This window comes from Anaeromonas gelatinilytica, assembly GCF_016820635.1.
Classification (GTDB): Bacteria; Bacillota; Clostridia; order Tissierellales; family SIT17; genus Anaeromonas; species Anaeromonas gelatinilytica.
Genome location: NZ_WSFU01000085.1, coordinates 1 through 12,817 on the forward strand (window position 1 = coordinate 1; position 12,817 = coordinate 12,817).

The following is a 12,817-nucleotide window of genomic DNA, read 5'->3' on the forward strand; positions in this document are numbered from 1 at the left end:
TTGAATTTTGATTTCCTTTGACTCAAAATGAATCAAACGTTAGCTTAATCTATTCGACAACTTTAAGTTGTCATTTAACTTTGTACTGTTCAATTTTCAAAGACCAATTTCTTTTGCGCCATTCCTGGCGACTCTTAATACTATATCAGGTATTTTGATTTTTGTCAATACTTTTTTGAAAAAAGTTTTTGTTACTTGTCGAATTCGTTAACTTTAGAGACGACTTCTAATACTTTAACAAAAAAATTATACTCTGTCAACTATTATTTATTATTTTGTTTAGCTATATATTTTCAAATGACCTTTAATAATATAACAAATTTAATTCGATAAGTCAATACTTTTTAAATTAAAAGTAGTGCATAACCCGTATTCCATATAACTATGCACCACTTATAACTTAAAGATTTAAAATTTTAATCTACTAATTCTTTCCCCATTGTAAAAGCTTTTATATTGATATCTAGATATTTTTCCTTAATCATATCTCTAATAATCTTATCCCAATCTATGCCTTCTAGCCCTATAGCCTTTACTAATGCTCCTAGCATTATTATATTTTGAGTTCTAATATTTCCTAATTCTTTAGCCAATTTAGCAGCTTTTATAATAATAGGTTTTGTTCTTTTCTCTAAATCTTCTAATATATTTTCTGGATATTCTAAATCACCAGTTAATATAGGTGCAGAAGGAATTTTATAATCGCTAATAACTAATTTCCCATTCATTTTCAAATAATCTATCCATCTTTCTGCTTCCATTTGTTCAAATGCTACTATTATATCTGATTGACCTTTACCTATAATAGGCGAATAAACTTTTTCCCCATATCTTATTTGAGTGGTTACACTTCCACCTCTTTGAGCCATTCCATGAACTTCTGACATTTTAACATCATATCCTGCATCAATTAACCCTGCAGATAATATTTTACTGGCAAGTATAATTCCTTGTCCTCCAACACCTACTAATAATATATTTTTAGTACTATCCATTTTATTCACCCACCTTTTTAATTGCATCAAAAGGACAAATTTGTAAGCATACATCACAACCTACACACATATCCTCATCTATTATAGAACCTATTTTTGAATCAAAGGATATTGCAGGACAACCAGCTTTCAAACACATTTTGCATTTTTTACATATATCCTGATCTACAATACAAGATTTTTTGCCTAATCCATAGTTTTCTATTTCTGATTGTGTAGATTTTTTAAGAACACATGGATATTTAGTTATAATAATCATAGGCTCATCTGTCTTCATTGCTTTATCAATAGCATTTTTAGTTTCATCTAAATTTAATGGATTAATTACTTCTATATTTCTTACTCCTATTGCTTCACATACTTTAACAATATCTATCTGGGGGGCTTCCTCTCCCATTAATGTAAAACCAGTACCTGGATTTTCTTGATGTCCTGTCATTCCTGTTATTCTATTATCTAATATAATGGTAGCTGAATTACCACTATTATATACAATATCAATAAGTCCAGTTATTCCCGAATGAAAAAATGTAGAATCTCCAATAACACCAAAAACTTTAACATCTCTACCACTTACTTCTGAAGCTTTATTAAAACCATGTCCAGCACTTATACTAGCCCCCATACAAATACATGTATCCATAGTGCTTAAAGGCGGAGCTGAACCTAATGTATAACATCCAATATCTCCTGTTACTACAATATTTTTCTTTTTACTTAACTCATAGTACAAACCTCTATGAGGACATCCTGCGCACATACTTGGAGGTCTGCCAACTATATTATCCTCCTTTTTATCTACAGTTTGTGTTTTTTCCCCGAATAAGGACTCCCTAATAATATCTGGATTAAGTTCTCCGATTATAGGTATTAAATCTTTACCTATTACCTTTATGCCCATAGCTCTAATTTCTGTCTCTAAATATGGTTCTAACTCCTCTATAACATATAATTTTTCTACAGAATCTGCAAATTCTTTAATTTTCTTTTTAGGTAATGGAAACGTAAATCCTAATTTAAGATAAGAAGCTTTTTCTCTAAATACTTCTTTTGAATATTGATATGCTACACCTGAAGTAATAACTCCTATCTTTTTATCATTCCATTCAATTCTATTTAAAGTAGTAATATTACTATATTCCTCTAATTTCTTTAATTTGTCCTCTACTATTACATGGAGTTTTCTTCCATTAGCAGGTGTGGCAACATATTTAGGAATATTTTTAGTATATTCTTTAATTTCAATATCATTCCTTTTGTTCTCTTCAACTAATCCTTTACTATGACATATTCTTGTTGTTAATCTATATAAAATTGGAACATCATATTTTTCACTTATTTTGTAAGCCTCTTTTATATAATCTTTAGCTTCTTGGCTATCACTTGGTTCTATCATTGCTATTTTGGATGCTTTTGCATAATATCTATTATCTTGTTCATTTTGTGAACTATGCATACCAGGATCATCCGCTGATACAATAACACATCCTCCATTAACACCTGTATATCCAAAAGTAAATAATGGATCAGCAGCTACATTTACACCAACATGTTTCATTGCAGCTAAAGTTCTTGCTCCTGCTATAGATCCACCAATAGCTACCTCTAATGCTACTTTTTCATTAGGTGCCCATTCTGAATAAATATCTTCTTTGTACTTAGCAATATTTTCTAATATTTCCGTGCTAGGTGTCCCTGGATAAGCTGAAGCTAAAGTCACTCCTGCTTCATAAGCTCCCCTTGCAACAGCTTCATTCCCAGTTAACAGCTTTTTCATATTTTCCACTCCCTTTTTATGCTATAACACTACCTAATGCTATAGAATTTAATTTTGTTTGCTGATCATCTGCTCTAGAAACTAATATTATAGGAGCCTTAGCTCCCATTATCACTCCAGCAGATTTTGCATTAGCAAAATAAGTCAAACTTTTTCCAATCCCATTTCCCATTTCAATATTAGGAACTAATAAAACATCTGTCTCTCCAGCAATACTACTATTAAATCCTTTTATTTTAGCTGATTCTTTAGATACTGCTAAATCTAATGCCAATGGTCCTTCTACAATTACATTTTGTATGTTTTTTTTCTCCCACATTTTTTTTATTTCTTCAGCATCTATTGTTGCAGACATTTTAGGGTTAACCTTTTCCTTTGCAGCAAGACAAGCTACATTAATCTTTTTATACCCTAAATTATCAAATGCCTGTACTGCATTTTCAATTATTGACACTTTTTCATTTATAGATGGTGTAATATTCATTCCTCCGTCCGTTATTACTAAAAGCTTATGATATGTTGGGATTTCATAAAACATGACATGACTTAATAAACTGTCTGTTCTTAATCCATAATCTTTATTAAGTACTTCCTTCAATAAAATAGAGGTATCAATAAGACCTTTCATAACAAAATCTGCTTTCCCTTCACTTACTAACTTAACAGCAATTTTTGCAGATTCTTTTAAATCTTTAGTATTAACTTTTTCATATCCCTCTATATTAAGTCCTATTTCAACTGCAATTCTTTTAGTTTCAAAAATATCACCAATTAATATAGGTTGTATAATATTTAATTCTGCGGCTGTCACAACAGACTTTAATACTTCTTTATCTTCACTGGCAGCCACTGCTAATATTTTAGTTTTTTGTCTCTGACTTTCTTCAACTATATCTTTAAGACTATTCATCATATCCCTCCTTTAGTACATTTTCTATTTTTTTATCCTATTATTTATATAATTAGATAATTTCTTTCTAAATCCTTTATAAAATTAAATTTAAATTTTTAATTTTCTGTAATTTATTCAATAGACTGTGCTCATGCTGGGTACACTAAAAAAAGAATGGAATTTAAATTCCATTCTTAAATTTATTAATTTCTCTCCTACAAGCTATAATTATATCATCCTCTGGATTCATATCATAAGCTTTTTCTATATCATTTTCCGCTTCATCTAAATTACCTTGTTGTAAATATGTCATTCCTCTATTACATAATATCTGATAGTCTTTTGGTTTTATCTCAATAGCCTTACTAAAACTAGAAATGGCTTCATCAAATCTTTTTAAATTAGCATAACATAATCCAATTTCATTTAATGCATCAACTTGCTTAGGTTCAATAATTAATACTTTATTAAAATATTTAATAGCTTCATTATAATTTCCTAATTGTCTATATCCTAAACCAATAAAAAATAAAAGATTCCACCAATCACTATTATCTTTTACCAGTGATAATAATTTTTCTAATCCTTCTTCTGATTTTCCTCTTAATATTAAATTATATCCTTCTTCATATTTAACATCATCCTTTATTACTTCTACTTCTAATTCTATTTCTTTTTTCAGTTCATCATTCGAAGTCATATTAATAAATTTTTCCCATATTAATTGTGCTTTCTTATATTGCTTCATATTTCTATAATGATAACCTAATTTATAATAAGTTAAATCAAAACTAGAATCTATATCTAGTATGGTCTCAAATTGATTAGTAGATTCTCTAAAAAATATATTCCCCTCTTTAATTTTATTTTTATTATAAAAATAAATCGCTTTAGTTTCTAATGCTAATCCATAACTGTATAAACCCTTAACATTTTCTTTATCAATATTGAGTAGAGCTCTTAAATAAATCATTCCTTCTTCAATTATATCATCATTAATCTTTTTAATACCTTCAGCTAATATATATCCATGGATATTTTCATTATACGAATACAATAAATCTAAATATTCTTTTCTATGTTTAAAATCGAAATCTATACCTAATAAATATATTATTCCTTCAATGATATATTTAAACTTAATTTCTTCAGAAGCATCTCCTTCTTTTATTTCTTTTAATAAATTATTTGCAACCAATGGAATAGGAATTTTGGAATCAAATTCTATACCTTCTTTCAATTTAAAATCATTTTTCAATTGAATAAAATAAATATTTTCGGTTTTCTCTTTAAAATATTCATCTATATTTTTTATCAAATTACCACCTCTATTATAAAATTTTATGGAATATCAAATCATCTACATATCTATTTTCTTTATCATCATAATGATGCATATTAACACATCCAGAAAATGTAAATCCTTGCTTTAATAGTGTACTTACAGAAGAATTATTATCACTATATACATAGGCTCTCGCAATTCTAATTCCTTTGTTTCTCATATCATCTAATCCAAAATCTGTCAACTTTTGAGCAATTCTTTTTCCTCTTAATCTTTTAGGTATCGCTGCCGTTAAAAAAACACTATGATTTTTATTCCCCTTACCTCTAATTCCTCTAAAAACACCGGCAATCTCATTTTTATAATAAGCAGTGTATATAAACACATCTTCATCTCTTACCATATTTTCAATTTCATCTTTACTATTTATATCTGCAAATGTTATATCTATTGTTTCTTCCTTAAGATCTTGAAAAAACTCATAAACATTTGTTACATCTTCTTGATCCATAACCTTAAATTCTATATCCATAAATATATACCCCCTAAATTTTTATTTATATAAATCTCTCATAAAAATTCTTTTTCTTCTCGTACTAGTACTTAATTTATCAAATAAAACACCACGATAAATCATAACAAACGAAAATACTATTTGTCCTATGATATATATCAATATTGAATAAATAGAAAAATTCATTGAATATGCAAAACTTATCCTAAATAAATTTAATTGCATATCTCCGATTAAAAAATATAAAATAAATATAAACACAATGTTAGGTACAAACCATTCCAACCAATTCTCCTTTATAAACTCAAAAGCATAAACTATTGTACTCCACGGATCATAAAATTTTAAATATATAGACTCTGGTAAAGGATTCAATAATATAAAAATTCCTAATGGAATTATTATTGAAATCATGCTCCCCATACTTCCTAACAGAGGGGATAATACCATATTATATAATAAATTAGCTATCCATCCTATTATAAGAACTCCATATACCTTTCTTAACAACGCAGTGAACCCATATTTAAAATCTTCTAAAGTAAATTTTTCTGTTCTAATAATATTCTGTAACAGATATAAATAATTTGATATTAAAGATGCCATTGCTAGGGCAAAAATTAAACCTCCAATTATCCTTAACACTCCAACAAACAAACTATTTATCAAAATGGCTAAAATTATATTAATTAACATATAAGCAAAACCAGTTAATATAATTTTCCAATTCTTAAATAACAAATTTAAACTTGTCTTTAAAGTATCCCTATTCAGATATAAAATATCCTTGAAAATAACCATTCTATTCCTCCTTATAAAAATCCTTTGTTATATCTCTTACCTTAGATTTAGTAAATATTTTATTTTTACCTTTATGTTCAAATAATATAATCTTCTCTTTGTAAATAATATCATCTATCTCATAAGTATTAAATAATTTAAGTATATCAAATTTAAATTTTATAATAGATATATTTTTTATTATTTTTTTTACAGGAAAATTCCTATAATCAAATAAATATTTATTTATATTAATTTCTTGCTGTAAAAAATAATGTCTATATTTTTTTATCTTTTCTTCATCATACATTTCTATATATTTAGGTAATGATGAATTATTATTAAAAATATAATCATATTTTATTATATCATTGAATATATTTAAATCCTCTGAAAATCTATAATTAAAGTATTGATAAAGTATTTCATACAATTTTTTAAGACTATGAGAAATTGTATGATATTTTTTTTCTTCCCAATAAGATGAAAAATCCTCATAAAAATCAAAGGGTGTAGAAAAATAATTTTTAATAATAAATTTTATTGTATTTCTAAAATTCAATTCATTTCCATACTTTTCTACTAAATCTTCAATAATTTTAAGTTTAAGAATTTCTTTATAACTTATATAATCATTTTCCATTACTTCATAGGGAGGTTTATCTATGTATTTAAACCCATAAAGTTTTTCTTTATCTCTTAATTCAGAACCCTTTAATAACTTTAAAAATCCTAATTGTAATTTCTCAGGTTCTAAATCATACACATCATTAAAAGATTTTTTAAAACTATCATAATCTTCATATGGAAGTCCTACAATTAAATCTAAATGTTGATGAATATTTTTATAAGTATTTATTTTATTTACTACATAACTTAACTTTTGAAAATCTGTAGTTCTTCCAATAGCTTTTATAGTTTTCTCATTAGTAGACTGAACTCCTATCTCAAATTGAAACATTCCTTCTTTTATTTTACCTAAAAACTCTAACATCTCATTATCTAATAAATGAGCCGTCACTTCAAAATGAAAATTAATATTTTCAGGATTATTTTCCAATATAAAATTCATAATCTCCATAGCATATTCTTTATTTGTATTAAAAGTACGATCAACAAACTTTACCTGTTTAACCTTAGAATCTATAAGAAACTTCAAATCTCTCTTAACTCTATCAATGGAAAACATTCTTACTCCTTTAATTGTAGAAGATAAACAAAATTTACAATTAAAAGGACATCCTCTAGATGTTTCATAATAAATTATTTTGTTTTTAAAAGTATCCATATTTTCTTTAAAAGGAGATGGAATTTTATTTAAATCATGAATTAATTCTCTAGGTTTATTTATTATAATATCACTTTTATTTCTATAAGCTAATCCTAATACAGATTCATAGCCATTATCTTCCATAGTATTTATAATAAATTCTCTAAAACTTTCTTCTCCTTCTCCATAAATTATGAAATCAATATTTTTATTTTCATTCATTATATTTTTTATATCAAAAGATACTTCAGGTCCTCCCAATAAAATACTAAGTTCAGGCCTTACTAATTTTAGTCTATTACATATATCCTTTATCTCTTCTACATTCCATATATAAGTAGCGAAGGCTATTAAATCTATATCTTTTTTATATATTTCTGAAACAATAAAGTCAATTTGTTGATTAATTGTATATTCTTCAATATCAATACTTACATTTAAATCCTTAATATACTCCTTTAAATACCTTAAAGAAAGACAAGAATGTACAAATTTTGAGTTTAAAGTTGTAAATAAAATCTTCATCTTTAGTCACTTCCTATTAAATATCTTTTGTTCCAAACCATGCAATATCTCCATGTTTTTTAAATCCTATATACTCTGCTAATCTGACTGAAGGAGTATTTCCATGTACAATATGTACAAAAGGTGTATCACCATTATTAATTACTTTATTAATTAAATCTAAAGTAACCGATATAGCTAAACCTTTATTCCTATATTCCTTTCTGGTATACATTATGCCCATTGAACCATCTTCTCTTATAACCGCCCAAGAAAGAGGCTTTCCATTTTTATCAAAAATACAGGAAGTTTTCCTTTCCGCTATACAATTTTTAATATAATCTATAGAATTTTCACTTTTATAAGTATAAAACTCATTTACTATCTCAGCATCTTTCATTCTTAAATTCGATACTTTGTGATTAGGTTTCAATAATTCAAATTCATTTGAATCAATATAATACAAATGACATATTTCTTCCCAATCTATTTCCTTACTTTCTTTTATAAAATTATAATACTCTATTGGTACTCCAGCAAAATTCAATTTATTTCCCTTTAAATTATTAATTAATTTTTTAGCAATTTTATCTTCTGGTGAATATACTAAATACCAATTTCCTGATTTTAATAATACTCCATTAATATTATCAACATCATCAACAAATATATTATAGCCTTTTTCATATTTCATTCTACCTAAAATATTAGATGTGAAAATTTTATCTTCTTCCAATAGTCCTTTTATTTTATTTTTATCTTCAATTTTCTTCATGTTTATCCTCTTTATCCTCCTATAATTTTATTTTTTATATCCTAGTATATGATAGTATTCTATATCTTCAATGATATAATTAGCAAGGGAATAATTATATCTATCATATGTATGAGCCGAAATATAAATATTCTTTAAACTTCTAGGTTCCTTAATATCTACAATTACTAATGAATGTTCAAATATTGTATCTGTATCAAAATTTAATTGTATAATATCTCCTATTTCAATTTCATTTATATTACTTTTTTTTACAATAGGTCCAGTATCTTGATTATTTAATAAAAACTTTCTTAAATAATTAGCTGAGGTCCATGATGGAGCTCTATTATTAGTATCACTATAATACCATCCAGTCCATTTAGTATAATTCATTGGACATCCCCCTGCATGAATTACCTGTGAAATAAAATTAGTACAATCTCCTCCCAATTTATCAAAATTATAATATTTAGGATTTCTATCAAATGCCCACCTTTTAGCATATTCTACAACCTTTTGACGATTATATCTATATAATTGACTCAAAAGATCACCCCCTATTTTGATAATATTATCTACTGGGGTAATTAATACATATATTATACTTTTTTATTTTTCCAGCTTCCTTTTCTGAACCAAAATATAATTATTATAGCCTCTACAAGTATAGAAATACTAATTGCAAACCATACCCAATTAGCCCTCTTATCTAATATTTCTGCAAAAATATAAGCTATAGGTATTTTGAAACACCAATTAGATACTAACGATGCTACCATCGGAGGAAAAGTATCTCCAGAACCCATAAAGGCTCCTCCATATATAACTTGAAAAATAACAAAAAACATACCTGGATATACTATACGCAAATAATTAGATCCAATAGTTATTACATTTAAATCATCTATAAATAATTTCATCAAAACTTCGGAAAAAATCACACAAGGCACTAAAAATATTATTACATTTAACATGGCAATTTTTAAGCCATCTTTTATATAACTTTCTACTGTTTTAACATCTCCTTTCCCTAAATTTTGCCCTGTCAAAACTGAAATAGCTGTTGTAAGACCCATTAATATAATAAAAACTAAATCAATAATTCTACCCCCTATTGTAAATGCTGCTACAGAATTATTTCCAGTATAACTTGCTATTTTATACATTAATAATCCAGTAATAGGTCTAGAAATGGCTTGTATTGCTGAATAAAATCCAATTTTTATTATTTTAATCATTACCATGATTTCAATTTTAAAGCTTTGTATAATTCTCTTAAAGCTCTTATAATATATTTTTAAAAAAATTGCATATATCATAAATATACATGCAACTATATTAGATAATAATGTAGCTAATGCAGCTCCCTTATAACCTAATTCAGGTATTATTCCATATCCATATATTAATAATGGATCAAGCAATATATTAATAATGTTCATTGTAACGAATATTATCATAGGTGTTTTTGTATCTCCTATGGCCTGAATTATAGCTCTTCCTGTTAAATTAAAAAACATAAAAGGAATTCCTAATATAACAATTCCTAAATAATTTTTGGAGAAATCATGTACTATCCCTTTAGCTCCTATTATATTTAATAATGGATCCATAAAGATAAAAACTCCTAAAACAATTAAAAGCCCAACTATTATTGCTAATATTAAAGCTTGTTCTGTTATAGAAAAAACTTCGTCTTTCTTCTCTTCTCCTATTCTTCTAGATATTATTGCTATAGATCCAGTTGCAGTTAATTGAGAAAAAACTATAAAAACCCCAATAATAGATGTAGAAAAACCTACTCCAGATACTAATTCTACAATTTCTTTTGTATGTATATTAGATATAAAATATAAATCTACAATTTGTAATAATGTTTGTAACAATTGGCTAAACATAACTGGCCATGCTAAATCTAAAATAATAAATATATTTTGTTTTTTAAATCTATCTGTCATAATTACACCTCTTTTAGGTTAATGTATATTTATATTCTATATTTTTTTTAATAATCCTCTTAAATTTATAGGAATCTAATAGCCTTAATATATTTATTTAAATAATTATGATATAATTATTTAAATAAATATATTCTGGAGGTGTTTTATGGCTTATATGACTATTCGTCAAATTCGTCATCAAATGTGTCTTACTAAACTCAGAGACATGGGTTGCGAAGTTATTTCTATTCAAGGCGTAATGTTTTATGTAAAATATAAATTAGATGATTTTAAAATTTCTTATATGTATCATATTAATGAAGACAATACATATTATTTAGAAAGAATTAAACCATATGTGGTTTCAGCTGGCGACCTTAAAAGTGAAGAAGATGTAGTGAGTTTAATTAAAATTGATATTAATCAATTTCACAACGCAAAAAAAAGCAAAAACTTCCAATCATTTATAAAATTAGATACTGAATTATCAAAAACAGTAAAGACTTTTGAAGACCTATTTTTATATTACAATATATCAGAAAAAGATACTAAACTAATCAAAAAAGAAATAGAAAAAATTGAAAATCTAATAAAAGAAATTAAATCTAGAAGTCAAAGAGTTTTTTATGATAAAGATCCAGAAAATATATAAACATCATTATTCATTTTTTCAATAATTAAAAAGGATAATGTAGGTTTTTGTAGAAATATAAATAATGTAATAGATTATGGAAGGAGAGGGATCATGCAAGAATTTGATAAAATATCTATAGCTGAAATACCAAAAAAAGACATGTTACTCATCATTAGAGCCCTTGAGTATACAGGAAAAAAAAAGGAATTAGAAGAATATCTAATTTTAAAACGTAATATTATTAAAGATCTTAGTTATCTTGCCGATAGCTCTGAAGAAGAATTTATAAACTATTTAGAAAAATAATAATAACACCCTTCAAAGGGTGTTATTTCTTTTGAATTTATATAATCCTGATTTTGTAACTACTTCAATTACTATTGACTCATTATGATTATATCTCTTTACTATTTGACACCTATTCAAAAGAGGATGATTAATCTCTTTTCCAACATCATATTTAAATAGATCTGGAATACTATATATTTTTACTTTTAGATTTCTAGAATCTATTCTTCCCTTTCGTAACTTTATTAAATAATCCGAAATTTTTTCTATAAAATTTCTATCATTATATTTTTTTTCACTTATTTTCTTTAAATAAACACCTAACATAGCAGATACATATAAATCATCTACTTTTATTTTCTCTATTAATATATCTTCTTTATTTTTTATTATACAAAGTGACTTTTTCAATATATTAATATTTTTAGATTCTATTTCATTTAATATATTTATTAATTTAATCCTATTTCTTTCAAAATCCACTAAAAAGTTTCCGCTATATTCATCTAATGATTTTCTATAATGATCTCTATATTCTTCTAAAAATTTGGTTTGAGAAAAAGCTATTATCTCATTTTTTAATTTTGATAATATATCGTCATATAAAATTTGTTGATTTTTTATTAAATAGTCTAATAATTTTCCTAATAATATGCCATTTAATAATATATTTATATTTCCTGTAGAATATAATATGTTTTTTATTATTTCTTTCTTAGCTGTTTCATAGTCTTCATTAGCAATAACTATTGGTATTATTCTAGATGTAAAAGTTTTATCTTCATAACTCCAATAATCAACTCTATTCAATCTACTACCACTCTTTTTATTTTTATCAAAATAATAATTTAATAATTCTAATTCCTTTTTATATCTATCATAATTTATCTTAACTCCATTATTTTCTAATGAAGGAATAAGAGACTTAATTGTGCTAATCATTACTTGCACTTCACATGACCTAAATTTATTATCATTATCATTAATAGCATCAATAGCTGCAGTTGAAATTATTATTCTTTTTATCCTATTTTCTAACATACAATCCTCCTGCTCCACTCAGATATATAACAGTATAGCAAATATATTTAGATAATAAAAGAAAATACCCTTGGATATTGAACCGACCCCAAAAAGTTAGACCAAAAATCTAACTAATGGAGGTCGGTTTTGATTTGGCA

The 12,817-nt window shown here is 25.6% G+C and carries 13 protein-coding genes; 2 read left to right on the forward strand and 11 right to left on the reverse strand.

Annotation, left to right across the window (positions count from 1 at the left end):
* Positions 1-416 precede the first annotated feature (416 nt).
* The 10 genes from GOQ29_RS06660 to GOQ29_RS06705 all read right to left on the reverse strand — a co-directional run bounded on the left by GOQ29_RS06660 (position 417) and on the right by GOQ29_RS06705 (position 10,732).
* Positions 417-995, reverse strand: a complete 579-nt coding sequence (locus GOQ29_RS06660; RefSeq protein ID WP_203371867.1) for an indolepyruvate oxidoreductase subunit beta — start codon at positions 993-995, stop codon at positions 417-419.
* A 1-nt stretch (position 996) separates the two neighbouring features.
* Entirely contained in the window at positions 997-2,772 is a 1,776-nt protein-coding gene (gene iorA, locus GOQ29_RS06665; protein WP_203371868.1) for an indolepyruvate ferredoxin oxidoreductase subunit alpha, read from the reverse strand.
* Between the two features lie 16 nt (positions 2,773-2,788).
* Entirely contained in the window at positions 2,789-3,682 is an 894-nt protein-coding gene (locus GOQ29_RS06670) for a bifunctional enoyl-CoA hydratase/phosphate acetyltransferase (protein WP_350445986.1), read from the reverse strand.
* 163 nt (positions 3,683-3,845) lie between these two features.
* A complete protein-coding gene (locus GOQ29_RS06675; protein ID WP_203371870.1) occupies positions 3,846-4,982 on the reverse strand; it encodes a tetratricopeptide repeat protein in 1,137 nt (378 codons plus the stop codon).
* 13 nt (positions 4,983-4,995) lie between these two features.
* On the reverse strand, positions 4,996-5,481 hold the full coding sequence (locus GOQ29_RS06680; RefSeq protein WP_203371871.1) for a GNAT family N-acetyltransferase: 486 nt from the start codon (positions 5,479-5,481) through the stop codon (positions 4,996-4,998).
* Between the two features lie 21 nt (positions 5,482-5,502).
* Entirely contained in the window at positions 5,503-6,264 is a 762-nt protein-coding gene (locus tag GOQ29_RS06685; protein WP_203371872.1) for a hypothetical protein, read from the reverse strand.
* Position 6,265: 1 nt separating this feature from the next.
* Positions 6,266-8,038 (reverse strand): B12-binding domain-containing radical SAM protein, encoded by a 1,773-nt coding sequence (locus tag GOQ29_RS06690; protein WP_203371873.1) that lies wholly within the window; start codon positions 8,036-8,038, stop codon positions 6,266-6,268.
* A 16-nt stretch (positions 8,039-8,054) separates the two neighbouring features.
* On the reverse strand, positions 8,055-8,792 hold the full coding sequence (locus tag GOQ29_RS06695) for a GNAT family N-acetyltransferase (protein ID WP_203371874.1): 738 nt from the start codon (positions 8,790-8,792) through the stop codon (positions 8,055-8,057).
* 27 nt (positions 8,793-8,819) lie between these two features.
* Positions 8,820-9,320, reverse strand: a complete 501-nt coding sequence (locus tag GOQ29_RS06700) for an amidase domain-containing protein (RefSeq protein ID WP_207750660.1) — start codon at positions 9,318-9,320, stop codon at positions 8,820-8,822.
* 53 nt (positions 9,321-9,373) lie between these two features.
* On the reverse strand, positions 9,374-10,732 hold the full coding sequence (locus GOQ29_RS06705; protein WP_203371875.1) for an MATE family efflux transporter: 1,359 nt from the start codon (positions 10,730-10,732) through the stop codon (positions 9,374-9,376).
* A gap of 148 nt (positions 10,733-10,880) precedes the next feature.
* Between GOQ29_RS06705 and GOQ29_RS06710 the strand changes: the two genes are divergently transcribed.
* Both GOQ29_RS06710 and GOQ29_RS06715 read left to right on the forward strand, forming a co-directional pair.
* On the forward strand, positions 10,881-11,366 hold the full coding sequence (locus GOQ29_RS06710) for a mediator of RNA polymerase II transcription subunit 4 (protein ID WP_203371876.1): 486 nt from the start codon (positions 10,881-10,883) through the stop codon (positions 11,364-11,366).
* 93 nt (positions 11,367-11,459) lie between these two features.
* Entirely contained in the window at positions 11,460-11,654 is a 195-nt protein-coding gene (locus GOQ29_RS06715) for a hypothetical protein (protein ID WP_203371877.1), read from the forward strand.
* Positions 11,655-11,666: 12 nt separating this feature from the next.
* Here the strand turns inward: GOQ29_RS06715 and GOQ29_RS06720 are convergent, their stop codons facing one another.
* The gene (locus GOQ29_RS06720; protein WP_203371878.1) at positions 11,667-12,677 is read right to left on the reverse strand and encodes a hypothetical protein; all 1,011 of its coding nucleotides are present in this window, start codon (positions 12,675-12,677) and stop codon (positions 11,667-11,669) included.
* Between the last annotated feature and the right edge of the window lie 140 nt (positions 12,678-12,817).